Genomic DNA, 24,067 nt, shown 5'->3' with positions numbered 1-24,067 from the left:
CGCTTGATCTGTAAACACTTCCATGAAACACCGCTCGTTACTTACCCTTCTTTTCATGCTTTTTGCCGGCGTCGCCAACGCGCAGGTAACCTATTTCGCGGATTTGATTGGCAAAGGTTTCAAACAGGCGACGATCGTCCAGCCTTCCGATTACGAAGGCAGCGTCACCTGCACGATCATCCGGAAAACGACTCCCGAGAAAAGCACCAAAGCGGTACTTTACGTCCACGGTTTCAACGACTATTTCTTCCAGGAGGAAATGGCCGAGCGGTACATTAAGGAAGGTTTTAACTTTTACGCTGTCGATCTACGGAAATACGGGCGTTCGTGGCTCAGTCATCAGAAATTCAACAATGTGCGCGACCTTTCCGAGTACTATGCCGACATCGATACGGCGTTGGCAGTCATCAAACGCGAGGGCAATGAAAAGGTGCTGCTGAGCGGACATTCGCTGGGCGGGCTCGTGCTATCCCTGTACGCAAGCGAGCGGGCGGGCAAGGAGCAGTTCGACGCATTGCTGCTCAACAGCCCGATGTTTGCATTGAATATCAAATCCGGCCTAAAAAAAACAGCCTTGCCGCTGCTGCTAAAAAGGGCTGAAAAACATCCTGAATCCAATTTTGACCTCGGTATCAACCCATTGTATGGCGAGAGTTTGCATATTACAGCGCATGGCGAATGGTCGTACAGCCTTGGTTTAAAGCCATTTATCGCACCGCCGGTCAATCTGGGCTGGATCAGGGCGGTTTTCAATGGTCAGGAAAAGCTGGCACAGGGCATTCAGATCAACAAACCGGTACTCGTGCTGCATTCGGCCAAATCCATTGACGAGAAAAAATGGAGCGATATTTTTTTTACCGGCGACGCTGTGCTGAATGTAGCGAACGTGGCGCGGCAGGCGCAGAATATCGTGGGTCAATACAGCATTCAGGCCGTTCAGGGCGGTATGCACGATTTGATCCTTTCCAAACAGCCCGTCCGCGACGAGGTTTACTCCACGATTTTCAACTGGGCGAAGCGCACGGTGAAGTAGCTTTTTACCCAAATCCCGCGCATTCCGGTCACACTTCAGAATTCCTCCAAAATTTGTAGTTTCATTTGCATAAACAACAATGCTATGAAACTGCTGCTCATTGAAGACGAAAAAGCGCTGGCTACCAGCATTCAAAACTATTTTCAGCGCGAAAACTTCATTTGCGAATGGGCGGCGGATTACCGGACGGCGGTTGACAAAATCAATATTTACCGTTACGATTGCGTGCTGGTCGATTTAATGCTGCCCGATGGCGATGGCCTGGATGCCGTTCGGGAACTGAAACGGAACTTTCCGGAAACGGGTATCATCATTATTTCCGCTAAAAACTCCCTCGACGACCGCATTACCGGCCTCAATCTCGGTTCGGACGATTACCTGACCAAGCCATTTCACCTTTCGGAGCTGAATGCACGCGTGCAGGCGGTCATACGCAGGCGAAGTTTTCAAGGCAGCCAGCAGATCCGTTTCGGCAAAATCCAGATCGACCCGCAGGAGCATCTCGTACTGGTCGATCAGCAGGAAATCGTGCTCACGCGCAAGGAATACGACCTGCTCGTGTACCTGATCGCCAATAAAAACCGCGTGCTCACCAAGGAATCCATCGCCGAGCACCTTTGGGGCGACGATGCGGATTTAATGGACAATTTTGACTTTATCTACACACACATCAAAAACCTGCGGAAGAAGCTGATGGATAAAGGCTGCCCCGACTACCTGAAATCCATTTACGGCGTAGGCTATAAATTCAGCGAGCAATGAAACTGCTGGAACGCATTCTCAAATACCAGATCATCACCTCGCTGTGCGTGCTCACGCTGGGCGCCGTATTATTCTATTTATCAGTGGATTACCTTATTGATAGAGAGGTTAATAAAGAACTCATGCGCAGCAAGGCAAAGGTGAGCTGGCAGTTGCGGCATATCGACGAACTGCCCGTGTACATCCTGCAACTCGGCGACAGCCTGCAACTCGACCAGGTGCGATACCCCGGCCAAATGGCGATCGTGGAGCGGAAACTGTTCAACGAGTTCGAAAACGAATACCAGCCCTACCGGCAGCTGATCTTCTACGAACGTGTGGAAGGAGCCTGGTACCGAGTGACAATCAGTAAGTTACTCGCACAGCGCAAGCAGTTACTCGAAGCTGTGGTAATGACGGTGACATTCATTGTGGCATTGCTCCTGATATCGTTGCTTTTGCTGAACAGCTGGCTTTCCCGCCGGCTCTGGCGGCCGTTTTACAAGACATTGCGCGCATTGGATTCGTACCAGGTCGAGCAACATGAGGTACTTACTTTTCCCAAATCGCATACCGTCGAATTTGAGCAATTGAACCTGTCGGTGACGCAGTTTACGGACCGCCTTGCCGCTACTTATCAGAACCTGAAAGAGTTTACCGAAAATGCCTCGCACGAGATTCAGACGCCGCTGGCTGTGATTTTGTCCAAAATTGAGGGATTGTTTCAGGACGAAAGTTTGAAAGAGTCGCAACTGGTGGCGCTTTCCGAGATCAGCGAGGCCGCTAACCGGCTCGCCAAGCTGAACCAGGCATTATTATTGCTTACCAAAATCGAAAACCGGCAGTTTCTGGCCGGTACCGAGCCGATCAGCCTGGTGCCGATTATTAACCGGAAACTCCGCGATTTGGAAGATCTGATCGAACAGCGGGAGATTACGGTGAAGACCGATATCGAACCGACGGGACCTGTAATGCACCCCGCATTGGCGGAAGTACTGGTGAACAACCTGCTGACAAACGCGATACGCTACAATGTGAACGGCGGCGCGATTGAAATTACATTGAATGCAGGCAAGCTGGTGGTCCGCAACACCGGCGCACCTATCCATATCGAGCCGGAACTGATGTTTGAGCGGTTCCGGAAAGAGGGCACGCATTCGGCGTCGCTGGGGCTGGGATTGGCGTTGGCCAAGACGATCTGCCAGGTAAACGGGCAGACATTAACTTACGAAACGGACGGACCATGGCACATTCTTACCGTGACCTGGTAACGATATTCAAGATTTTTCATGGCTAGTAGTGAATAAAGGGAGGATTTCTGATCCTCCTTTTTTTGTGTATTTCAAAAATTTCTTCAACTACAAAATGTCTTCAGAATCTGCACAGAATTGCGACAGTATCACTGCTGAAATTTGAATACACTTAATCAATTTGATAGCGATGACAAATTTCAGAAAACTTACAGCAGTAGCCCTCGCATCCGCATTACTGGGCGGAACTTCATATGCCACCTACGAACATTTTGGTAAACCGGATACGATCTCAACCTGGGTCAGCAATGCAACCCCTTTCATTAAAGCCCGGCTGGACGGCGCAGCGAGCGCAAAAGCTGATGCCCCAGCGGCCGGCGCCCCGGCGGCCATGATCCCCGCGGACTTTTCATTTGCTTCCAAAAAAGCCACTGCGGCGGTCGTACACATTAAATCGACTTTGAAACCCGAACGTACTGTCAGTCAAATGCAAATACCCGACGAGTTCAGGGATCTTTTCGGCGGCAGGAACCCATTCGGCCAGCAGGCCCCGGAAGGTAAAATGGAGAAACCGCAAGCCACCGGCTCGGGTGTGATCATCAATCCCGACGGTTATATCGTCACCAACAACCACGTGATCCAGGGCGCCGAAACGCTGGAAGTAACCCTCGCCGACAAGCATACCTACAAAGCCAAAGTAATCGGCAGCGACCCGAATACCGACATTGCGCTGATCAAGATCGAAGCGAAGAATTTGCCGGCATTGTCGTTCGGTAATTCCGAAAATGTGGAGGTAGGCCAATGGGTACTCGCGGTAGGCAACCCCTATAACCTCACTTCGACCGTTACAGCGGGCATTGTGAGCGCCAAAGGACGCAGTATCAATATCCTCGGCGAGAATGCGAAGGCGCCTATCGAGTCGTTCATCCAGACTGACGCAGCCGTGAATCCGGGTAACTCGGGCGGTGCATTGGTGGATTTGAATGGCAACCTCATCGGTATCAATACGGCCATTGCCAGCCAGACAGGCTCATTTGCCGGCTATTCGTTCGCCGTTCCTTCAAGCATTGCGCACAAGGTGGTGGAAGATATTTCCAAGTATGGTTCCGTGCAACGCGGGTACCTCGGCGTGGGCATCAGCGAGGTGGATGCGGCCAAAGTGAAATCGTTTGACCTGAAAGTTGACCGGGGCGTACGCGTCGAGAATTTTGCGGATCAAAGTGCCGCGAAGGAAGCCGGCATTAAAATCGGCGACGTGATCACCAAAATTGACAACCACGACATTGCCGGTGTACCGCAATTGCAGGAAGCCGTTGCTCAGCACAAACCGTCGGACAAAGTGAATGTGACCGTGAACCGCGACGGTGTTGAAAAAGTACTTTCCGTGACATTGAAAGGCATTTCGGAACCTTCCGTAGCCGACCGTTCGTCGTCAGCCGTAATGGAGCAGCTGGGCGTCGAGCTCAAAGACCTGACCAATCAGCAGAAAAAGGAATATGGAATCGGTTCCGGCGCTCAGGTGACGGCCATTAATGCAGGCAAAATCCGCCAGGGTACCGATATGGAAGAGGGTTTTGTAATAACTAAAATCGATAAGACACCGGTTGCCAATGCCCGTGAAGCGGTGAAAATGCTGCAAGGCAAAAAGGGCGGCGTGATGATCGAAGGGCTTTATCCCGGCAACGATGAAGTCCAGTATTTTGCAATTGGCTTATAAAGTAACCCGGGGCTTTCCGGATGCGAGCACGGGAAGCCCTTCAAATGATTTATACAAATGAAAAAGAACCTGATGTTGTTGGGAATGCTGACTATGCTGGGCAGTGTAGTGCTCGCGCAAAGTCCCCAACGGCCGAATTCCGGCAAAGCATTGACTTATAACTGGATTGTCCCCGACATGAAAACCAACCAGAACCCGATGTACGCCAGCTCGTTTTCGCGCCACCGCATTCAAACCGCATTTGATAAGGCGCTGGAAAGCAAGGGCCTTACCCGTAACGCCCAGCATCCCGACCTCCTTTTGCAATTCCACACGTATACGCAGCGCGTACGCAAGAACTATTACGGCGGCGGGGGCTATCCGTTCGGGGCATACCCGATGATGGGCTGGGGCCGTTTCGGCTGGGGATACCCGTATTATGGTGGTTTTGGAGGCTATGGTTTCGGTGGCTACCCCTATTCCCGCACAGGCACCGACGGTACACTCATCCTGGATGTAGTGGATACCAAAACCGGCGACATTATCTGGCAAAAAGCCATTTCTGGTGATGTGAGCAATCCTAACCGGCTTGAAAGACAGATCAATAAGGGTGTTAAAAAACTCATGAAAAGCTTCCCTGTGTCATGAAAACGCTTCGTTTAATTTCCGCAATAATGCTCTCCGCCGTTTCCTTTACCGGTTACGGCCAGGATGATCAAATGGTCAGTAACGCGCAACAAAATATTGTCACTGACCAAAGCCTCCTTAAAGCCATCGCACCTTACGGGGACGATGTCCGCAACGATATACTTGTAGCCACCCAATATCCGGATGTGCTGAGCAAACTGGCTCAGATCCGCGAGAAAAGCAGTACGGGATTTCAACAGATCATTCAAAATTTCCCGCAAAAGAAACAAAGCTGGTTCTACGAGGTGAGCCGCTATCCCGACCTGATGCATAAACTGGCAACGCTTCCCCGCAAGACCTCGCACGAAGCGATCGACGGTATTGTGGCCAATGTGGACCCGTCTGCGGAATTGAAAGAAGCCGCCTGGAAGTTGTATAACAATCACCACAGTGACCTGGTGAAAGTAGATAATCTTAATGAAGAAGCCGGCAATGCATTCCAAAGCATGATTATGCTGCTGAACCCCGACGCGCAGCAGGCATTCAAAACGCTGGAAGAAATGCCGGACGTATTATCGCTCCTCAACGACCATTCCGACCTCGTAACACGGCTAGGTGAACGTTTTAAAGACAATCCTGCTGACGTACGCAACGACCTCGCAAGCCTCCACGACCAGCTGGAAGCCCAAAACAAGGAAGAACTCGCTGCCTATCAGGACGAGCTGAAACAAAACCCGCAGGCAATGCAAGAGCTTAGCCAGGCTTCGCAGGAATATGCATCACAAGGCGGTTACAGCTACCCCGCGCCCACCAGCGACAAGGTGGTGAATTACGGCAGCCCCTATTCTTACTGGTTCGGTTACCCCTACTGGTACGGCTCTCCGATGTGGTATCCCGGCATGTATGGCTACGGTTCCGGCTTCTATTTCGGCCTTGGCGGTTACCCGATGGTTTACGCAATGCCGTCACTGGGCTTTTCAAGATGGTTTTTCGGCGGCGCCTACCGGTACTACCCACACCTGTACCGCCAGTACGACCACTATTACCGCACCATCGCCCCACGGCATTATGGATACTCGCCGAGAACCGCATTCATCGGTTCGGCCGCGAGACATTTCAATCCGTCGGTCGGTACTCGTTCCTATCTGTTTGACAGAGGTCAATCGTTCCGTAATGCGCCGCGTTCGGTCGGGCCGCGCTCGGTCAATGCGCAAAGCTACCGGTCGGTGCCTCGTGGAAATACTTACAGCGCGCCTTCGCGGTCATTCAGTGGACGTAGCTTTAATGGCGGTGGTGGATTCAGCAGAGGTGGCTTTGGAGGAGGAGGTTTCCGCGGAGGACGACGGTAGTTTGAGATGATGGTTTGAAGGTGGACCTTTAAACAGGCTATTCGCAGGCCTCTGGCCGGTCAGTACGGTAAAGCGTTATTGACCGGCCAGAGGCCTGCGAATACTGGGCCCGAACGTAAATGTTCGAAACTACGCCTCCTCAGCAAAGATATTACTTCCAGCCCAATAGGATTGATAGCTCTTCATACGAAACAGTCTCCTCGTCACTCCTCCTTTCCATTTCGATGACCATCAGGTAATCTGTCAAGTTGTCTTTGCCTCTATTCATTGCTAGTTTCTTCCGCTCTTTTAATCGCCATCTTCGCGCTTTGAGAATTCTATTCATTTTTTACAAAATATAGGTGCATGTATGGATGCAATCTACGCATATACCTAGCTGAGCCTTATGCAGAATTCGCACAAATTTTCGCAGCGCGATGGTTTGAAGGTGGACCTTCAAACAGGCTATTCGCAGGCCTCTGGCCGGTCGGTACGGTGAAGCGTTATTGACCGGCCGGAGGCCTGCGAATAGTGGGTCCGAACGTGTACGTTCGAACCAGCGCCTCATAGCACAGTACTACATGGTGTTACCTTTTCAGCAACGCTTCGTATCAAAAGGAAAAAGCTATGTCTGAAAAGTACAGATTCTTCAAAGGTGGCTTGTTCTTTGTCACCATGACAGTCGTTGGTTGGGTAGATGTTTTCAGCCGCAGGCGTTATGCCGATGAGATCATCAAAAACCTCAATTATTGCATTGATCACAAAGGGCTGCAAGTCTACGAGTTCGTGATTATGACCAATCACATTCACATGATTTGCGCTGCGGAGGATGGAGATGTTTCAAAGGTTATCAAAGATTTCAAGAGCTTCACGGCAAAAGAGATCATCAGGCTGATACAGGAAAACAAACGCGAAAGCCGTCGTGAATGGTTGCTTTACATGTTCCGCTACTTCGCGAAGGGTACCAGTCCAAAATGCGAGTTTCAGTTCTGGCAGCATCGTAATCATCCTGTCAGTTTGGAATCAAATCATTTTATCCGGCAGAAATCGAACTACATATTGTATAATCCGGTGAAAGCGGGGATCGTAGCGGAGCCTCATCATTATATTTACAGCAGTGCCAACCCAGATACTAAGCTGAAATTAAGTTGAAGATTGGTTTCAAGCGCGAAGCTGGTTTGAAGGCCCACCTTCAAACAACCTATTCGCAGGCCTCCGGCCGGTCGGTACCGTAAAGCGTTATCGACCGGCCAGAGGCCTGCGAATAGTGCGCGCGAACGTATACGTTCGCGCCATTTGTTTGCTAACTTCGCGGCAGTCCCTTTTTACCAATATACAGAACATCAATCATGCAGATCAGCGATCTCAAAATCCTCTTTTTCGACATCGGCGGCGTCCTTTTGAGCAATGGATGGGGCCACGAATCCCGCATCCTGGCGGCGGAGAAATTCGGCCTTAATTACAAGGAAATGGACCAGCTCCATAATTTCATTTTTAATGTCTACGAGATCGGCAGCGTGAATCTCGATCAGTACCTCGACACGGTGGTTTTCAATCATCCCCGCGATTTTGTCCGGGAGGATTTCAAGGAATTCATGTATTCGCAGTCGGTGGAGCTGCCCGGAATGCTCGCTTGGCTCAAAGAATGGAAAAGAGATTGCGGTTTCCGCATTATTTCCATCAATAATGAGGGGAAAGAACTGAACGATTACCGCATCCAGAAGTTCAAACTGCACACCTGTTTCGATGCATTCATCTCGTCGTGCGAGGTTAAAATGCGCAAACCCGATCCACGGATCTTTGAACTGGCAATGGGCATCGCGCAGGCGACACCCAGCCAGTGTGTGTATTTCGACGACCGCATTATGTTCGCCAACATGGCCAAAACGCTCGGCCTGCGCGCTTTCCAGCATACAAGCTTCGAATCGACGAAGGAAATTCTCGAAGAACTGAAAAAAGAACAATTCGACCGCTTCGGCCCGCCCCGTTGATCAGAATGTACGGTCGTCGGCCGAAGGTCCGTAAATCGATGGAACGGCAATCTCGTTCAGGCGCATGTATACCGTGAGCTGGCCGCGATGGTGCACCCAGTGATTGATCGTCGAGCCGATGCCCTCGCGCTTGGGCTGGGTAAATAGTACCTGGCCTTCTCGTTTCAGGTAGAACGGCGCGTCGAGATCGTCATCGCTGATACCCGCCAGCGATTTTTTGGCGCCATTAAAAACTTCCTCAAAATGGTCAACCAATTCCTCGCTGGTGGTGAACTCGAAACGTTTGTATGTGGCAAAATCCACTTCGCCCTTTTCTACCATAAAAGTTATCCAAAGGGGTATTTCTGCTACCAAAAGGGTGAGATATCCCAACTCCATCGAGGTAGGATGCGGTTTGTAATCGAATAATGTAACTGGAATGCGTTCCAGGCATTTGCGGGTCGAAGCATACTCCGCTTCCAGTTCTTTGATGTAGGCATCCACTAAGGTTCTGTTGCTCATAGTATTGTTCGTTTTTTTGAGCAAACCTTAAAAAACAATGCCGCTAACAGCTCCCGATCGAAAAATTGGACGGGAGTTACATTGATGAAATGGATGGAAACACGAGACCTCCTCGCGAACCGCTAGCGGGTATACGTCACACGGTCAGGATTGTGATACTGGTGCCGCCGATGTGCCGGATGTCTTTGAACCGCGCATCTTTCTGATATAGCTCATTCAGCGCCGTCCACACGCCCGGCCAGTTGGTGTAATCGTGCCAGATGATGAGGCCGCCTTTGCGAATGATGGTAAACACCTTTTCGCTGTCGTTGAGCACGTAGTCGTACGCGTGGGAGCCGTCGATGAAGGCCACATCGACGGAGTTGTGGTATTCGCTGAAATCGAACGTGGCCGAATCACCGAAAACCTGGCGGATTTTGGAAGCAGCCGGGTGTCCGATAAAACGTTCACCGGAAACATCCTTTTTAACATACCGGACCTCATCGTCCTCGATGTCCATTCTGGTGGACGCGAGTTCGTCGGCAGGCAGGTCCAGCGTAATGATTTCAGCGTCGGTACTGCTGTTTAGCGCCATATTCAAAGTAGTACGGCCCTCAAATGTGCCGATTTCGAAGATCCTGCGCGGGTTCCATTTTTTTACCAGGTTGCTGATGACTTTGAGCTCGAATTCCGTGGTATGCCCGAAGCCGCATTCATAAACACCCTCATAGGCGGCCGAGTCGTTGCCAAAAAGCTCAAAAACATCGGTTTTAGGAATGATAAAAGGATCCTCAGGCGTGTTTTCGGCGGGAAGTTGCTGCCCGTAGCTGTTGTACAATTTCAGGAGCTCGTCCCGGAAACCGGAATTCAGCATACCGATCGTGAGGGTGTATCCAACCCTTTTTAAAACACCTGCATACAAGCGGAAATTATCCAGTGCTTTGCTCATAGATGCGTATGTATTAAATTGAACGACTCCGAGCCGGACGCAGTGTTCCCGTTAAAGCGCGCCAGGAGCTATCGACGATAAATTGCAGATAAACGATAGAAAGTATTGATATACAAGTAAATATAAATTTACTAAATTTCAAAACCTGTGCCAGGCAGACCTGTATTCCCTGATCACGATTTAGCAAATGCTGGAAGCCGAATGAGCAATACGCCTGATATCCGGGGATTATATGTGCCCGTTCAACCGACGGTCAAACAATCGGCGGAGCGGGTCACCTACCAGGAATTTCTCCCGGATACGGCCTTGCAGGGCTTAATTTACTGCTATTGGCAGCTTCGCACGACGGTTCCCCTCGACGAGCCATTCATTTACCGCGTCGTGGCCGACGGCTGCATCGACATTTTTTTCGAGCTAAATAATCCCACCGAAAATTTTGTCATGGGCTTTTGTAAAAAATATACCGAGTTCCCGCTTGCCAACAGTTTCGACTACGTAGGTGTACGTTTTTTACCCACGATGTTTCCACAACTCTTCAAAATCAACGCTGCAGAATTAAGCAATCGCTTTGAAAATCTGGACGTTGTGATACCCGGCACCGCGCGGTTCATCGCCTCCGCTTTCGACGCCGGGCTGTCTGTGGCAGAAATAAAACGACGGTTTGACGACTACTTTCTGCATTTGGTCACAAGTATTGATTTCAACCACGATCCCCGTTTTTACGGCGCATTATCCGTGATCCTTCAAAATTTTGGGGTGTTGAATGTCGAAAAAGACCTCGACACCGGCCTGAGCCCACGGCAGCTTCGCAGGCTGTTTGAATACTACATCGGCGACTCCGCCAAGACTTTCAGCCAGGTGGTGCGCTTCCAGAACATCCTCCGTGCGAAACCCTCCCAGCAAAGCCTCCGCGAGAACAAGCTGTTTTACGACAATGGCTACTACGACCAGGCCCATTTCATCAAAGAATTCAAAAATCTTTACGGTGTAACACCCGGAAAAGCATTCGGAAGGTGATTTTGTCCGTTTTTTACAATCCCGGCCCGCCGCCCTGCCCGAAATTTGTATCATCAACAACACAAAAACGGCAGCATTATGAAACGGCTCATCACAGTAATTGCATTAGCATGCATCTGCGCCAATGCATTTTCACAATCCAGTCCATCAACTCAAACCAAACACAAAATGAAACTCAACGCAGGTATTATCACATCCAAACTGGCTGAAACCAAGGCATTTTACACCGAAAAACTCGGTTTCGGCGTCACTTTCGAAAACGAGTTCTACCTCCTCCTGCATACGCCGGGCGGCGGCTCGGAAATCAGCTTCCTGCTCCCCGAGCACCCTTCGCAGCAGCCGCTGTTCCACAAGGCATTCCAGGGCCAGGGAATGTACCTTACCATCGAAGTCGAAGACGTGGATAAACTATATAATGAATTGAAAAAGAAAGGCGTACCCATTCAAATAAACCTCCGCGACGAACCCTGGGGCGACCGGCACTTCGCCATTTCCGACCCGAACGGCATTGGTATCGACTTAGTCAAATATTCGCCGCAGCAAAAATAACTGGTTGATCCGTCGGGCAGGTGGCTACTCGCATGCTGCCTGCTCTTTCAAAAGATATTCGTTGCCGCTTGCACATTTGATTCGTTAATTTGCGAAGCTGAACAAACCCGGACAAACAGGGGTTTTAGCTATACAACCGACAAATTTGAATTAACCAACGTATGTCAATCAGCAAAGAATCCGAACTGACGGGAATGCAGGAAGCAAGTCGCGCCGTGGCTACGACGCTGCGCGCAATGCGTGAACACGCGAAACCGGGTATGACGGCGAAGGAACTGGACGATTTCGGCGGGGAAATGTTGAATAGCCTCGGCGCCAAATCGGCACCAAAGCTCACCTACGGCTTCCCCGGCTGGACCTGCATTAGTGTGAACAATGAAGTCGCGCACGGGATACCTTCCGAAACGAAGGTTTTGCAAGAGGGAGACTTGGTGAATATCGACGTTTCTGCGGAATTGAATGGGTTCTGGTCGGATAATGGCGGCTCTTTCGTACTAGGCGAAGATATCCACGGCCACAACAAACTCGTGAATGCCTCCAAACGCATCCTGAACAAAGCGCTCAGCCAGATCAAAGGCGGCGTACGGATCGCCGATATCGGCCGGCTGATCGAAACCGAGGCGAAAAAATCGGGTTACAAGGTGATCAAAAACCTCGCAGGCCACGGCGTTGGCCGCAGCCTACACGAGGAGCCGCATGAAATTCTCAATTACTACGACCGCTATAACACCACGCGCTTCCGTAAAAACAGCGTCGTCGCTATCGAAACATTCATTTCAACTGCTTCCACAAGCACCTCCACCGATCGCGACGGCTGGACACTCGTAGGCTCGCGCGGCGGGTATGTGGCACAGCACGAGCACACGATCATCGTCACAGATGGCAAGCCGGTGATCCTCACGTCCATGAACGGCATTTTCGATTAATCAGGACCAAAAACCCTGTACGAGGATCCCAAGCGGCGAATCGTTTCGCTTTTTAAGCTCCTTCCGCAAACGGATGCAGGTAGGAATATGTCCCGAAATATAGATGTTCGAGTTGGCCAGCGGCTTGTCGCTGGTCCATTTGAGCATCGATTGCAGGCCGCCGTCGCCGTTATTTTTCACCGGCTGGATATTCCAGTTGAAATACTCCTTAAATTCCTCGCGATGGTTCTCGTCGGCGATCGTAATGGCTCCGCTGATCTTTCGCGAACCTGCCAGCTGCTGCAAGGCCAGGTAATGTCCAATGCTGCTCATATCGCCCAAAACCACCATCTCGCCCGCATACGTGGGCTTGTGCATGGTCGCGCCCACGCCTACGTACGTAATGCGGTCGCCCGTGCGTAACGAGCGTATCCATTGCGCGCCGGGGCCGTCCTGTTCGGCATGGATGTACAATGTGCAGGTACGGATATCCTCGTCCCAGCCGGCGGGTGTATAATCGCGGTAAATGCCTTCTCCGACGCGTACCTTAATATGCTGGACGCGTTTCCAGCCGCTCATATCCATATCGGGGAAGTGGACGTCCACCTCGAAAAACGTAGCAGGTTCCCAGGCCCGTACCGCCAGCACGGTCCCGGTTTTTCCAAAGGCATTTTCAAGCAAGTGCAGCGCTTTCTGTTTGATGATGTTCATTTTTCGTGCGATTGGTGTTGTGCTAAGGCTGACGATCCAGCCGAGTTTTTACTTTACAAAACAACAAGCCCGCGCGAAGAGAATAAAGGGAAAATGAGGGGTAATGATTGGACAAATCGCGGTTTTATCAAGAACTATTGGCGGCGGTATTCTTCCCGGAATTGCCCGGCAGACTTCCCCGCAACTTTCCGGAACAGCCGCGAGAAATAGGTATGATCTTCATAACCCAACCCGAATGCGACCTCCTTAATGCTCAAATCCGTGTAGTACAATAGCCTTTTGGCCTCCATCATAACCTCATTCTGGATCCAGTGGCTTACCGGCTGTCCCGATGTTTCCTTCACGACCTCGTTCAGATACGATGAGGTAATACTCAGCATTCCGGCATAATCGGAAGGACTTTTCACCGTTTTGAAATGCTGCGATAAAAGTTTGCGGAATTGCGAAGTAATGGCCGAAGGACGCGTTTGCACGGTGCGCTGCAAAATTTCCTTTTCAAACAAAGAAGTAAAAATGCCCAGGCACGTTTTCAGCATGGACTGCAGCACCGGCTGGCCATACTGCGAGGGTGCCTGGTAAAATTCCAGCAACAAATGCAGACTCCGCATGAGTAAATCAGCCTGCGCGGCATCCAGACTTACCGGAAAACCATGCAATGCATATTCATCCACCACCGCCCGGTGATGCTCGTCGAGCAGGCTCATATCCACGCCCAGAAACCAGCCGTAAGAGCCCTCCGTTTCCAGCGGGTAATGCACCTGGCCCGGCATAATGCAGAACACGCCGCTTCCTTTCAGCTCGATTTCGCGAAAATCGACCATCAGGCGCGCGTGGCCGTCTTCCTGGAAAAAGAAATTCCCGTGATTGTCACGATGGGCATCCATATGCGCCGCATTCATCCGGTTTATCCGGTCGATGCGGTGCAGGGAAATCCCCAGGCCCGAATCATTGCTGAGATAATGCAGGGGAATGCTCTTTTTGGGCATAAGTCGCGGAAAGTTTTACCGAACGATCAAGCAAATCGGTCGCTTGCAATATTTTGTTTTTCAAAAAATAGGGGTAATCCGGGTGTTCCTGCAAAAATGCCTGCGCAATCCGCGCCGCTTCCGGCGACGAATGACCCGCGAATGTATTGTGCAGCCAGCGCGTCGGGAAAAATATGTCGCCCGTAAGCTGAATTTCTTGTAACAGATCGAGCGAAGGCCGGAGGTATTTCAATGCACTTCCCGTACGCAGCGGGTGATGCAGGTAGGCCAGTGCATCCAGCACCCAGGCTTCTTTCTCGCGGTTTTCTTCTTTTTTGAGTGTTTCAAAAAACGCATCGCGCGTGGCTTCGTCGGGGCTTAATGCAGGCATTACAAATTGCATCCGCGCTTTCCGGTCCGGGTTTTTCGTAGCATTCAACTGCGCTTCCAGAATCGCCTTGCCGTCACCTTTCCCCTTCAATGCAAGCTCATAAGCCAGTGAAATCTTGTCTTCTTCGGACAATACCAGCCCCTCTACTTCCAGCTTGCCGGTCCAAAGCCCGTCCATTTTCTGCCAGCCGTCGTCCGTCAGCGCTATCGCTTTAAATGCCCTGAAATAGGACGTTTGAATGCCTTTATCTTTGGTAGTATTCAAAAGTTGCCACAGTGTCTGCTCCATCCGCTGCTGGTATGCGCCCCTCTGATTGGCATTCAGGAACACCCACCAGCTGCTTTGCAGGTTACCCAGTAAATAGTCTACCAGCAGAGGATTTTGCTCTTTGGGCAATGCATTCAAATTATAATTCACCAATTTTTCCGGCGCCGGCCCATCACCGCGCAGCAATCCTTCCCAGATATTCACCAGCATCGCCCCCCGGAAAACCGGATCGGCCGAAACCGCATTGCCATAGTTTTCGAAAAACCATGCTTTGGACGTCGTATCCATTTTAAAATAACCATAACCCGTTCCGTCATTGTTTGGGAAAACCAGTTCGTTGTTCTGCATCGTTTTCAAAACCAGCGGCTGCTCCCAAACGCGCCCCGATACGGAATCCTTCAACTGCACCAGTTTACCTGCTTCAACGCCATACTCCGGCATACCCGGTGTTTTCACCCACACATTACTCCATGCGGTAATATCCTGCGGCGTACGCTTGTCGATAATACCGATCAGATCGTCCCAATGCGCATTGCCGAATGAATAGTTTTTCAAATACGCGCGCAGGCTTTCCTGCATCAACGGCTCGCCGATCTTCCGCTCCAATTGCCGCATGACAATCGGCGCCTTCATATAAATAATAGCCCCGTAAAGCGTTCCGGCGTTTTTCAGGTTGCCGAGCTGCTGTAAAACCGGGTTGGTACCGGCTGTCCGATCCACTTCATAGGCATTCGGGTAATGCGCCAGCAGGAAACGCAAATCGTGATTGATCTCCGGAAAACTCGGGTGGACAATCTTGGCCGCCATAAAATTCGCGAAGACCTCTTTCAGCCACACATCGTTGAACCAGTCCATCGTCACCAGGTCGCCGAACCACATATGTGCCGACTCGTGCGCGATCACACTCGCCCGGGCCATGCGGCGGTTCACCGATGCATTTTCGTCGAGAAAAAGGGACGGTTCATTGTAAAAAACCGCACCGGGATGCTCCATTCCGCCATATTGGAATGATGGCAGCAGTACAAAATCAAATTTCCCGAACGGATAATCGATCGCCGTGTATGCTTCCAGCCACGCGAGCGACTTGGCGTGCAGCTGAAAAACCTCGTTGCGGTTGCGGTTTACCTTGGCTGTGTCCGTTTCCCGGTAATACATCGTCATCTCCCGGCCATCCAGCATTCGGGTCTCTTTGAAAAATTTACCCGCAGCAAATGCAAAAAGGTAGGAGCTCACCGGCTTCGTCTCGCCGAACCGGTAAACGCTCTTGCCATTTTCGACCGTTTTCGCGCTGAGCTTCCCATTGGAAACCGCCTCCCAATCCTGGGGCGTTTTCAAAGTCAGTTGGTACGAAGCTTTCAGGTTCGGCTGATCGAACAATGGGAAACACGTAGAAGCGCGGTCGGGCACAAAAAGCGTGTACAAGTAATCTTCGCTCCTGTTCAGCGACAAATCCCCCGCCACGAAATCAATCCCGATCTCGTTTTTGCCCTTGGTCAAATGCTTCGCATCGATGACAATATGCTCATTAACAAACTGATAATCTATTTTTTCGCCACCAGCGCGTACTTCCTGCAAATGCCCGTCGCCCACATTAAAATCCAGCACGAGCGCAGAATCCAACGCATCCAGGTTGAACGAAATCGTCTCTTTCCCCAAAATCTTCCCCACCTTACCCGCCGGAATATCCAGTTCGATCTGGTACCGGATACTGTCGATATGTTGCTTACGGTACTGGTTCAGCGCGAATGAAACGCCTTTTTCGGGGTTAGGGTTTTGCGTGCGCGTGCAAGCGAGGGCCGTACAAATTACAGCGGCGAAGAAAAGGAACGAGCGTATGAAAGTCATGGGATAAAGGATACGCTCAAAAATAGTATATCCAATTTAATACCGGACAAATCTCCCTCCCTATTCCGTTACGAAACGTAACATTTTGTATATTGCTTCAAAAAAATCGCACACTATGAACGAAATGGAGATTCGCATGCGGATCGCTTCACTACGACAGTATTTGCGGGATTTTCAACATGAGATGACAACGGAACAGACCGACGCAGTGCTGGACGTGATATCTAAGCTAATGCAGGTGTTGGAAGAGTTAGAAAAAAGGAAACGGTAGAATCATGCAAACGAAAACAATCACTGAATCAGGCCCGGACCAGCTCGAAGAATTGCTTCAAGCCGCGCGGGAAACTTTGGAAAAAGCACAGAATTACCTTTCGAAGGACGGCAAAATTTACGAACTGCACGATTGGATAACCGTAGCCGAATATTGCAGGCGATTTAACATACCTAATACACAGACCGTTAGTAACTGGATCAAGCGAGGCATCATCCCCGCCGAAGACACGGTTATTATCGAAGAACTTAACAACACCCGCCTTATCAAAGCTATTCCATACCAGGAATAAAGGTTGCGCAGGGCAACTGATTGCATTGCATTTTCAAAACTTCAAACATGAACCATTTTTACAAGCTCTCTCTTTTCATTTCTTTCTTTTGCATTAATCACCTTCACGCTCAATCCCTCGCTCCGCTTACCGTCGAGAAAATCATGCGCGACCCGAAAATGTGGATTGGGACTTCGCCGAGCGACATTACCTGGGCCGATGATTCCAAAACGGTGTATTTCAATTGGAACCCGGATAAAAATCCTTCCGATTCGCTGTATGCTTATTCGCTTGCGGGGAAAAAGATAAGCAAGGTAGCTCCGGCTGATCGTCGGCGTATGCCGGGCAAAAACGGCATTTACAACCGCGCCCGCTCGATGCGCCTTTATGAGAAGAATGGGGACATTTATATCATTAACTACAAAGATTTCTCGATCCGCCAGCTTACGAACACAACGGAGCGCGAATCTGACCCGGCATTCAGCGGGGATGAGACGGCGGTAGTTTTTGAGAGAAGCAACAATCTTTTCAGCATTGCACTGGCTTCCGGACTGGTAAGCCAGTTGACCGATTTTAAAACAGGCACCAAAAAAGCGGACAGCAAGCCTGGCGACCAGGAGAAATTCCTGAAAGCCGACCAGCTCGGCATGTTTGAGGTTTTAAAAGAAAGAAAAGGTAAAAAGGACGCCGGCAAGAAAGTGACGGAGGCCGACAAGCCCACCCGCCCGAAGGAAATTTACCTGGGCGAAAAAAACGTGACAAACCAGAAGGCGAGTCCCGACGGCCGGTTTGTTACCTACGGGCTTACCCAAACGGATAAGAGCGCCAAATCCACAATTGTTCCGAATTATGTGACGGAAAGCGGCTTCACGGAAGATATTTCGGCACGTACCAAGGTCGGTGCGCCGCTGTCGGAGAGTGAGTTTTGGGTTTATGATGTTAAAAAAGATACCGCCCGAAAAGTGGCGACAGCGGACATTCCCGGCATTCACGACAAACCCGATTACCTGAAAGATTACCCCAAGCTGGACACCGCCTGGAAGAAAAAGGAACGGAAAGTGATTTTCCACGGGCCGTTCTGGTCGGATAACGGGCAGCATGCAGTGGTCATCGTCCGTTCGCTGGATAGCAAGGACCGCTGGATAATGTCATTCGACCCGGCGACGCTTTCGCTAAAACTCCTTGACCGCCAGCGCGACGAAGCGTGGATCGGCGGCCCGGGCGTGGGCGGTTACCCACAAAGCGCAGGTGAAATAGGCTGGCTCGACGACCAGACCATCTATTTCCAGAGCGAAGTTACCGGTTACTCGCATTTGTACACATTTAATATCAGTACCGGCAAGAAGACCGCATTGACGTCGGGGCGGTTCGAGGTGCAGAATGTGGTACTTTCAAAAGATAAAAAGACTTTCTACCTCATTACCAACGAAGTACACCCAGGCGAGCAGCACGTTTACCGGATGTCAGCAACCGGCGGCGCACGTACGCGCCTCACACACACGCCTGGCGCGCATGAGATGACACTGTCGCCCGACGAAAAGAACCTGGCCATCCGCTTCTCCAAAAGTACTGCGCCCTGGGAGCTCTATCTGCTCGATAATGCATTCGCGAAGAATGCGCAGCCGGTGCAGATTACCCGCTCGGTTTCACCCGAATTCCTCTCCTACCCCTGGCGCGAGGCGAAAGTAGTGACCATTAAAGCTACCGACGGACAGGACATTTATGCACGCGTTTACGAACCGAAACAGTCGAATGGCAAAGCGGTGATTTTTGTGCACGGCGCGGGTTACCTGCAAAATGCCCACAAATGGTGGAGCCAGTATTTCCGGGAATACATGTTCCATAACCTGCTCACCGACAAGGGCTACACCGTGCTTGATATGGATTACCGGGCAAGCTCGGGCTATGGCCACGACTGGCGTACGGGCATTTACCGCTTCATGGGCGGCAAGGACCTCACCGACCACACCGACGGCGCGCAATGGCTCGTAAAAACCTATGGCGTCGATCCTAAAAAGATCGGTATTTACGGCGGCTCGTATGGCGGCTTTATCACATTAATGGCGCTGTTCACCACGCCGGACGTGTTCGCAGCGGGTGCCGCATTGCGCCCCGTGACCGACTGGGCAGCCTATAACCAGTCGTATACGGCCAACATCCTCAACGAGCCGCAAGCCGATAGCCTCGCTTACCGCAAAAGCTCGCCCATTTACCATGCGGCCGGTTTGAAAAATCATTTGCTCATCTGCCACGGAATGGTGGATGTGAACGTGCATTACCAGGATGTGGTGCGCCTGTCGCAGCGGCTGATCGAGCTCGGTAAAAACAACTGGGAGCTCGCCTCCTATCCGATGGAAGATCATGGTTTTGTGGAAGCATCCTCGTGGACCGACGAGTACAAGCGCATTTTGAAGCTCTTTGAAGAGAAGTTATAACCCAGGCGAGTAAATTCTAATTTTTCCAACCCTTATAACCAGCATAAAAAACGACAACAATATGAACCGAAATTTCTCGAAGCTGAAAAGCATTTTCCTCGGCCAGGCGCTCGCCATCGCATTCACAGGTCTCGCGTGCGCACAGGTAGGCGTGGGCGTGAAAGCCCCGAAAGGCGCCGAAGTGTACCTCGACGGCAGCCGCAAAATGCTCGATGAAAAATGGATTTACTGGGAAGGCCCGCGATTTGCGGCCAAGCCACCGATCAAATGGACGGTAGTGAATGACCCGGTAGATAAAGGCACGGTGATCAATTGCAACGATCCGGCCTCTGCGGGCGGGTTGTACGGCTCAGCGGATATCGTTACCAGGAAGCAATTCAAGGATTTCCGCGCCCATGTGGAGTTCCTGATCACCAAACCGGGTGGAAACAGCGGTGTTTACCTTCAAAACCGGTACGAAATCCAGGTACTCGACGGCGATACGACGTCGCACGGGATGGCGGCGGTGATCAACGAGTCCAAATCGCCCTATCATGCATACAACGGCATCGGGAAGTGGAATTCGTACGATATCCTGTTCCGCGCGGCGCGGTTTAAGGACGGCAAGCTGGTGGAGCAACCGATGGTAACCTTGTATTTCAATGGTAAAAAAGTGCATACCAACCAGAAGATCAGCCAGGTTTGGGGCGGCAAAAACTCGGGAATCGATGGTGGTAACGACGGCGGAAAGGGCATTACCGACACGCCCGGCGGTTTGAAACTGCAATCGGAAGGCCACGATGTGTATTACCGCAATATCTGGATCAAGGAAATGGAACTGGACAAGGCGGATACCAATTTTTGAAATACATTAATTTGACTGATGGATCACCGGGTAGTTTTTGACTTTGATATTGAATTTACCAATGGCGGCGGCATTCAGGGACAGGATTTCCGGCTGGATATCGCCGGCGAAACCATTACCGATGCCGAACTGGCCGACTATATTATCAATGATCTCAGGTTGTTGATGGTAGGCAAAGTTAAGATCCTCAATAAATTCTATATTCAGGAAAAACATAAACGCCAGCCGCTCAATGAGCCGTCGGCGGAATTGCTCGTCGACCTGAGTCACACGATTTTTGACGGATTAGTCACTTACAAAGGCCTTCCGGCGCCGGTAATCTGCGACTTTTTAAGCAGGGAAGACTCCAAAGGCCGGTACGAAGAAGGTACCGAGTTTCAGATCGGGAAAATTGAAATGGTAAGTAACACGGGTACTTATATCGATTGCCCGTTTCACCGCTACGCGCATGGAAAGGACCTTTCGGAAGTTGCATTGGAGGCATTTGCAAACCTCGATGCGGTCACGATCGACGCGACGGGTGCTGTGGAAATCGGTATTGAATTTTTCCAAAACCTTGAAATCCGTGGCAAGGCGGTGATTGTGCATACAGGCTGGTCGAAAAACTGGAATACGGAAGCCTATTTCGAAAACCACCCGTTCCTCACGCGTGAAGCGGCCGAATATCTGCGCGACTGCGGCGTGAAACTCGTAGGCATCGACAGCCATAACATCGACGATACCCGTGGCAACAGCCGCCCGGTACACACCATTTTGCTCGGCGCCGAAATCCTGATATGCGAGCACCTTTGCAATCTGGACAAACTACCTGCTTCGGGCTACCTGTTCAGCGCGGTGCCGCCCAAGTTCAAAGGCGTAGGAACATTCCCGGTACGGGCGTTTGCTACGTTGTCAAAAGTATAAAGTGATTAGTTCAAAGTTTGAAAACCGGGACTGGTAGCGTTAAAACTATCAATCCCGGTTTTTAATTGAACGCCTACTTCTTCTTGTAGGCAATTTTGAAAATCGTCCCATTCAAATCGTCGGTCACGTACAGCGCGCCGTCGGGGCCTTGTGCGAGGCCGCATGGGCGGTGCTGAATCGGGCCAGTGGGTTTGGCGAGGTCGGTGCCGGCGAAATTGTCGGCAAAAATCTCCCATTTGCCCGGCTTACCATTCACGAAAGGCACAAATGCCACGAGGTAACCCTTTTTCAGCTCCGCCGACTGGCTGTGAAAAGCGATGAAAGCGCCATTGCGGTACCGCGCCGGGAACATATTTCCGGTGTAGAACATCAATGCATTGGGCCCTAAATGCGCCGGAAACGCCACCAGCGGATCGATCGCCTTCTCGCCGCCTGTCTTCTTGCCATCGCCGCCGTATTCGGGCGCCAGCATTTTTTTGTTCTGGAAATGATCGTAATAAATGTATGGCCAGCCCGCGTCGTCGCCTTCTTTTAAGCGGTAAAGCGTTTCGGAAGGCAGCTCGGCGCTGTGCTTGGGCGTATAATATTGCGGGTACATGTCGTCGAACTTGCCGCGGCCGTGCGTGGTGGCATACAATGCATTGGTTTTGTTGTCCCAATCGATCCCAACGGCATTTTTAACGCCGGTTGCATAGCGGGTACCGTCAGAAAACTGCTGGTTGAGCTGCCCGGCCTTGAAACGCCAGATCCCGCCTGCCGAATCGAGGATCGTGCAGGGCGACATGCCTTTCGCCGACCCTGCTCCGCGGCAATTGTCATTGTAGGAACCAACGGTAACGTAGATATTTCCCTTGCTGTCGAGCGCGAGTGGCTTCGCATTATCACGGCCGTGGTCGGTCAGTCCGCTGATAATGTTTTCCGATTTATCAAAATCGATGATTTCGTCCTTTTCATTCAGTTTATATCTGAAAACACCTTTGTTGGAAGAGCTGTACAAATAGCCGTCCCTGATCGCGATGCCTGTACCGGGGTAGTCGCCGAAAAGCTTCTGCTCGTCGATTGCGCCATCTCCGTTCGTATCGCGCAGCAGATAAATGCCTTTTCCGTCTTTGAGTTTGGAAAGCTTTACATACATGTCGCCGTTTTTACCCACCACCATATGCCGGGTAGCACCGAGGTCAGTGGCAAGCACCGTGGCCGAAAAGCCCGCGGGTAGTTTCAGTTCTTTTGCTTCGACCGGCGTGTAGAGGGGGGATTTTTCGAGGGTTTCGGTGCGGTAACCAAACAACGCTGCGCTCGTTGCCACTGTGGCAGCCAGCACTGCCAGCGCTCCGGTCGACCGGATTAATTTTCTTTGCATGCAATCGTAAAATTGGGTGAAAAACATTTATTTTAGGTAAAAGCGTTCGGGAATGCTTTTTTAATCAATACCCCGAAAACAGAAAACCGGCTACCCGATTTTAGTACACTTAACCATTACAGTTATGAACCCAAATGATCAAGACGACGAACTATATGATGACGACCTTCCCGGAAATTATCCTGCGGACGAAGACGTTTTCCGCCAGGGCCTGATCGACTCCGAGATCGATCCGGAAGATGTTTCGCATACCAAACGCCCCATTGATATAGACGCCGACGACTGGAACGAAAAATCCTTCGAGGACGACCTCACCGGCGACGATCTCGACGTACCGGGCTCGGAATACGACGATGAAGACGAAGAAATCGGCCGGGAAGACGAGGAAAACAACTATTACAGCCTCGGCGGCGACAACCACGAAAGCCAGGAAGAAAACCAGGGGGATTGACGTGGGATTGAATTTCTTTCGAAGCCTGATGCAGCGATGCGTCGGGCTTTTTTTATTGATTCAATTGCTGAAAAACAGTAACTTTATGTTTCATCTTGAAACTATATACCGCTATGCTTGAAATTAAAGGAACTTATCAAAACGGAAGAATCCATCTGGATTCGAATCCGCGGATTGGCCTCCCGTCGAAAGTGATCGTTACATTTCCTGAAATTGAAGTTGAAACTCCGGGCGAAACAGATCGGAAGACGCTGCAATGGGGCGATTTCTCATTCGACAAGAGCCGGAAGCTACTGAAAAACCTGAAAGGCTCACTAGCCGAAGAAGTTATTTCCCAAAGACGGAATGCCTGATGCGCCTGTTTCTGGATACTTCTTCATTGATTAAGCTATATCATGAAGAAAAGGATAGCGACTCCTTCAAAAGCATCATTGTCCAAAACTCCATTTCCTCGATTTTCCTTTCCGAACTGACCCGCGTCGAGTTCCTGTCGGCTCTTTGGAAGAAACAGAGGCTGGGAGAACTGACCGCAGAGATTGTTCGACAAATAGCTGTCTGGTTCGAAGAAGACGCCGTACAGTTCACCTTCATGCCTTTGGATAACCATATCATTAGCTACGCCTGTGGATTGCTGAACAAGTATGGACCGGATGGCCTCCGGTCACTCGATAGCATTCAGCTTGCGACGGCCATTTCCCTGAGAGACAAGGCGGATTTTTTTGTAACCTCCGATAAATTGCTAGAATCATTACTCGTAAAGGAGCAGCTGCCAATCGCAGCCAGGTAA

General features: G+C 50.8%; 24 protein-coding genes. 18 read left to right on the top strand and 6 right to left on the bottom strand.

The genetic code is table 11. The features are described 5' to 3' along the window. Positions 1-22 precede the first annotated feature (22 nt). From BLQ88_RS28220 to BLQ88_RS28185, 8 genes are all read left to right on the top strand, one after another. Positions 23-1,033 carry an alpha/beta hydrolase gene (locus tag BLQ88_RS28220; RefSeq protein ID WP_090156361.1) on the top strand — a complete coding sequence of 337 codons (1,011 nt, stop codon included), beginning with the start codon at positions 23-25 and terminating at the stop codon, positions 1,031-1,033. 84 nt (positions 1,034-1,117) lie between these two features. After that, the gene (locus BLQ88_RS28215) at positions 1,118-1,795 is read left to right on the top strand and encodes a response regulator transcription factor (RefSeq protein WP_090156360.1); all 678 of its coding nucleotides are present in this window, start codon (positions 1,118-1,120) and stop codon (positions 1,793-1,795) included. Next, positions 1,792-3,045 carry a sensor histidine kinase gene (locus tag BLQ88_RS28210; RefSeq protein ID WP_090156359.1) on the top strand — a complete coding sequence of 418 codons (1,254 nt, stop codon included), beginning with the start codon at positions 1,792-1,794 and terminating at the stop codon, positions 3,043-3,045. The genes BLQ88_RS28215 and BLQ88_RS28210 overlap by 4 nt, the downstream gene beginning before the upstream one ends. 169 nt (positions 3,046-3,214) lie before the next feature. Beyond that, positions 3,215-4,741: a Do family serine endopeptidase gene (locus BLQ88_RS28205; protein ID WP_229212906.1), complete on the top strand. Its 1,527-nt coding sequence runs from the start codon at positions 3,215-3,217 to the stop codon at positions 4,739-4,741. A 57-nt stretch (positions 4,742-4,798) separates the two neighbouring features. Further along, positions 4,799-5,368 (top strand): DUF4136 domain-containing protein, encoded by a 570-nt coding sequence (locus BLQ88_RS28200; RefSeq protein ID WP_090156358.1) that lies wholly within the window; start codon positions 4,799-4,801, stop codon positions 5,366-5,368. Further along, on the top strand, positions 5,365-6,696 hold the full coding sequence (locus BLQ88_RS28195) for a DUF3300 domain-containing protein (protein ID WP_143016946.1): 1,332 nt from the start codon (positions 5,365-5,367) through the stop codon (positions 6,694-6,696). Before BLQ88_RS28200 ends, BLQ88_RS28195 begins: the two co-directional genes overlap by 4 nt. 606 nt (positions 6,697-7,302) lie before the next feature. Beyond that, positions 7,303-7,827 (top strand): REP-associated tyrosine transposase, encoded by a 525-nt coding sequence (locus BLQ88_RS28190; protein WP_090156356.1) that lies wholly within the window; start codon positions 7,303-7,305, stop codon positions 7,825-7,827. 197 nt (positions 7,828-8,024) lie between these two features. Next, the gene (locus tag BLQ88_RS28185; RefSeq protein WP_090156355.1) at positions 8,025-8,666 is read left to right on the top strand and encodes an HAD family hydrolase; all 642 of its coding nucleotides are present in this window, start codon (positions 8,025-8,027) and stop codon (positions 8,664-8,666) included. Here the strand turns inward: BLQ88_RS28185 and BLQ88_RS28180 are convergent, their stop codons facing one another. Both BLQ88_RS28180 and BLQ88_RS28175 read right to left on the bottom strand, forming a co-directional pair. Beyond that, entirely contained in the window at positions 8,667-9,167 is a 501-nt protein-coding gene (locus BLQ88_RS28180; RefSeq protein WP_090156375.1) for a DinB family protein, read from the bottom strand. It abuts the gene before it with no gap. 136 nt (positions 9,168-9,303) lie between these two features. Beyond that, the gene (locus BLQ88_RS28175; protein ID WP_090156354.1) at positions 9,304-10,095 is read right to left on the bottom strand and encodes a class I SAM-dependent methyltransferase; all 792 of its coding nucleotides are present in this window, start codon (positions 10,093-10,095) and stop codon (positions 9,304-9,306) included. A gap of 201 nt (positions 10,096-10,296) precedes the next feature. Between BLQ88_RS28175 and BLQ88_RS28170 the strand changes: the two genes are divergently transcribed. The 3 genes from BLQ88_RS28170 (at position 10,297) to map (ending at position 12,587) form a co-directional block, all read left to right on the top strand. Next, positions 10,297-11,112, top strand: a complete 816-nt coding sequence (locus BLQ88_RS28170) for an AraC family transcriptional regulator (protein ID WP_090156353.1) — start codon at positions 10,297-10,299, stop codon at positions 11,110-11,112. A 168-nt stretch (positions 11,113-11,280) separates the two neighbouring features. Continuing rightward, positions 11,281-11,661 carry a VOC family protein gene (locus BLQ88_RS28165; protein ID WP_090156352.1) on the top strand — a complete coding sequence of 127 codons (381 nt, stop codon included), beginning with the start codon at positions 11,281-11,283 and terminating at the stop codon, positions 11,659-11,661. A 161-nt stretch (positions 11,662-11,822) separates the two neighbouring features. Next, entirely contained in the window at positions 11,823-12,587 is a 765-nt protein-coding gene (gene map / locus BLQ88_RS28160; RefSeq protein WP_090156351.1) for a type I methionyl aminopeptidase, read from the top strand. On the opposite strand, the gene BLQ88_RS28155 is transcribed toward map, so the two are convergent. From BLQ88_RS28155 to BLQ88_RS28145, 3 genes are all read right to left on the bottom strand, one after another. Further along, complete coding sequence (locus BLQ88_RS28155; RefSeq protein WP_090156350.1) at positions 12,588-13,277, bottom strand: SIP domain-containing protein; 690 nt, start codon at positions 13,275-13,277, stop codon at positions 12,588-12,590. A 134-nt stretch (positions 13,278-13,411) separates the two neighbouring features. After that, positions 13,412-14,263 carry a helix-turn-helix domain-containing protein gene (locus tag BLQ88_RS28150; RefSeq protein WP_090156349.1) on the bottom strand — a complete coding sequence of 284 codons (852 nt, stop codon included), beginning with the start codon at positions 14,261-14,263 and terminating at the stop codon, positions 13,412-13,414. After that, positions 14,223-16,745 (bottom strand): M1 family metallopeptidase, encoded by a 2,523-nt coding sequence (locus BLQ88_RS28145; protein ID WP_090156348.1) that lies wholly within the window; start codon positions 16,743-16,745, stop codon positions 14,223-14,225. The genes BLQ88_RS28150 and BLQ88_RS28145 overlap by 41 nt, the downstream gene beginning before the upstream one ends. Positions 16,746-17,020: 275 nt before the next feature. Between BLQ88_RS28145 and BLQ88_RS28140 the strand changes: the two genes are divergently transcribed. From BLQ88_RS28140 to BLQ88_RS28125, 4 genes are all read left to right on the top strand, one after another. Further along, positions 17,021-17,308, top strand: coding sequence for a hypothetical protein (locus BLQ88_RS28140; protein WP_090156347.1), 288 nt, complete (start codon positions 17,021-17,023; stop codon positions 17,306-17,308). A gap of 47 nt (positions 17,309-17,355) precedes the next feature. After that, entirely contained in the window at positions 17,356-19,722 is a 2,367-nt protein-coding gene (locus BLQ88_RS28135) for a S9 family peptidase (protein ID WP_090156346.1), read from the top strand. Between the two features lie 61 nt (positions 19,723-19,783). Then, complete coding sequence (locus tag BLQ88_RS28130; protein ID WP_090156345.1) at positions 19,784-20,566, top strand: 3-keto-disaccharide hydrolase; 783 nt, start codon at positions 19,784-19,786, stop codon at positions 20,564-20,566. 18 nt (positions 20,567-20,584) lie between these two features. Next, positions 20,585-21,469, top strand: a complete 885-nt coding sequence (locus BLQ88_RS28125; RefSeq protein WP_090156344.1) for a cyclase family protein — start codon at positions 20,585-20,587, stop codon at positions 21,467-21,469. Between the two features lie 73 nt (positions 21,470-21,542). Here the strand turns inward: BLQ88_RS28125 and BLQ88_RS28120 are convergent, their stop codons facing one another. Next, on the bottom strand, positions 21,543-22,829 hold the full coding sequence (locus tag BLQ88_RS28120) for a PQQ-dependent sugar dehydrogenase (protein WP_090156374.1): 1,287 nt from the start codon (positions 22,827-22,829) through the stop codon (positions 21,543-21,545). A 124-nt stretch (positions 22,830-22,953) separates the two neighbouring features. On the opposite strand from BLQ88_RS28120, the gene BLQ88_RS28115 reads away from it, so the two are divergent. From BLQ88_RS28115 to BLQ88_RS28110, 3 genes are all read left to right on the top strand, one after another. Next, positions 22,954-23,280, top strand: coding sequence for a hypothetical protein (locus BLQ88_RS28115; RefSeq protein ID WP_090156343.1), 327 nt, complete (start codon positions 22,954-22,956; stop codon positions 23,278-23,280). A gap of 113 nt (positions 23,281-23,393) precedes the next feature. Beyond that, positions 23,394-23,633, top strand: coding sequence for a hypothetical protein (locus tag BLQ88_RS36875; protein ID WP_176885133.1), 240 nt, complete (start codon positions 23,394-23,396; stop codon positions 23,631-23,633). Continuing rightward, a complete protein-coding gene (locus BLQ88_RS28110) occupies positions 23,633-24,067 on the top strand; it encodes a type II toxin-antitoxin system VapC family toxin (RefSeq protein WP_176885132.1) in 435 nt (144 codons plus the stop codon). Before BLQ88_RS36875 ends, BLQ88_RS28110 begins: the two co-directional genes overlap by 1 nt.

Source organism: Dyadobacter soli (assembly GCF_900101885.1).
In the GTDB taxonomy this organism is placed as follows: Bacteria; Bacteroidota; Bacteroidia; order Cytophagales; family Spirosomataceae; genus Dyadobacter; species Dyadobacter soli.
This window is presented reverse-complemented; position numbering and strand designations above follow the sequence as displayed.

Excerpts from the sequence above, each read along its gene's own strand:
- BLQ88_RS28180 (WP_090156375.1), bottom strand. The coding sequence starts at position 9,167 with ATGAGCAACAGAACCTTAGTGGATGCCTACATCAAAGAACTGGAAGCG.
- BLQ88_RS28185 (WP_090156355.1), top strand. The coding sequence starts at position 8,025 with ATGCAGATCAGCGATCTCAAAATCCTCTTTTTCGACATCGGCGGCGTC.
- BLQ88_RS28205 (WP_229212906.1), top strand. The coding sequence starts at position 3,215 with ATGACAAATTTCAGAAAACTTACAGCAGTAGCCCTCGCATCCGCATTA.
- BLQ88_RS28220 (WP_090156361.1), top strand. The coding sequence starts at position 23 with ATGAAACACCGCTCGTTACTTACCCTTCTTTTCATGCTTTTTGCCGGC.
- BLQ88_RS28135 (WP_090156346.1), top strand. The coding sequence starts at position 17,356 with ATGAACCATTTTTACAAGCTCTCTCTTTTCATTTCTTTCTTTTGCATT.
- BLQ88_RS28190 (WP_090156356.1), top strand. The coding sequence starts at position 7,303 with ATGTCTGAAAAGTACAGATTCTTCAAAGGTGGCTTGTTCTTTGTCACC.
- BLQ88_RS28210 (WP_090156359.1), top strand. The coding sequence starts at position 1,792 with ATGAAACTGCTGGAACGCATTCTCAAATACCAGATCATCACCTCGCTG.
- BLQ88_RS28115 (WP_090156343.1), top strand. The coding sequence starts at position 22,954 with ATGAACCCAAATGATCAAGACGACGAACTATATGATGACGACCTTCCC.
- BLQ88_RS28200 (WP_090156358.1), top strand. The coding sequence starts at position 4,799 with ATGAAAAAGAACCTGATGTTGTTGGGAATGCTGACTATGCTGGGCAGT.
- BLQ88_RS28175 (WP_090156354.1), bottom strand. The coding sequence starts at position 10,095 with ATGAGCAAAGCACTGGATAATTTCCGCTTGTATGCAGGTGTTTTAAAA.
- BLQ88_RS36875 (WP_176885133.1), top strand. The coding sequence starts at position 23,394 with ATGCTTGAAATTAAAGGAACTTATCAAAACGGAAGAATCCATCTGGAT.
- map (WP_090156351.1), top strand. The coding sequence starts at position 11,823 with ATGTCAATCAGCAAAGAATCCGAACTGACGGGAATGCAGGAAGCAAGT.
- BLQ88_RS28155 (WP_090156350.1), bottom strand. The coding sequence starts at position 13,277 with ATGAACATCATCAAACAGAAAGCGCTGCACTTGCTTGAAAATGCCTTT.
- BLQ88_RS28140 (WP_090156347.1), top strand. The coding sequence starts at position 17,021 with ATGCAAACGAAAACAATCACTGAATCAGGCCCGGACCAGCTCGAAGAA.
- BLQ88_RS28195 (WP_143016946.1), top strand. The coding sequence starts at position 5,365 with ATGAAAACGCTTCGTTTAATTTCCGCAATAATGCTCTCCGCCGTTTCC.
- BLQ88_RS28150 (WP_090156349.1), bottom strand. The coding sequence starts at position 14,263 with ATGCCCAAAAAGAGCATTCCCCTGCATTATCTCAGCAATGATTCGGGC.
- BLQ88_RS28125 (WP_090156344.1), top strand. The coding sequence starts at position 20,585 with ATGGATCACCGGGTAGTTTTTGACTTTGATATTGAATTTACCAATGGC.
- BLQ88_RS28130 (WP_090156345.1), top strand. The coding sequence starts at position 19,784 with ATGAACCGAAATTTCTCGAAGCTGAAAAGCATTTTCCTCGGCCAGGCG.
- BLQ88_RS28165 (WP_090156352.1), top strand. The coding sequence starts at position 11,281 with ATGAAACTCAACGCAGGTATTATCACATCCAAACTGGCTGAAACCAAG.
- BLQ88_RS28215 (WP_090156360.1), top strand. The coding sequence starts at position 1,118 with ATGAAACTGCTGCTCATTGAAGACGAAAAAGCGCTGGCTACCAGCATT.
- BLQ88_RS28120 (WP_090156374.1), bottom strand. The coding sequence starts at position 22,829 with ATGCAAAGAAAATTAATCCGGTCGACCGGAGCGCTGGCAGTGCTGGCT.
- BLQ88_RS28110 (WP_176885132.1), top strand. The coding sequence starts at position 23,633 with ATGCGCCTGTTTCTGGATACTTCTTCATTGATTAAGCTATATCATGAA.
- BLQ88_RS28145 (WP_090156348.1), bottom strand. The coding sequence starts at position 16,745 with ATGACTTTCATACGCTCGTTCCTTTTCTTCGCCGCTGTAATTTGTACG.
- BLQ88_RS28170 (WP_090156353.1), top strand. The coding sequence starts at position 10,297 with ATGAGCAATACGCCTGATATCCGGGGATTATATGTGCCCGTTCAACCG.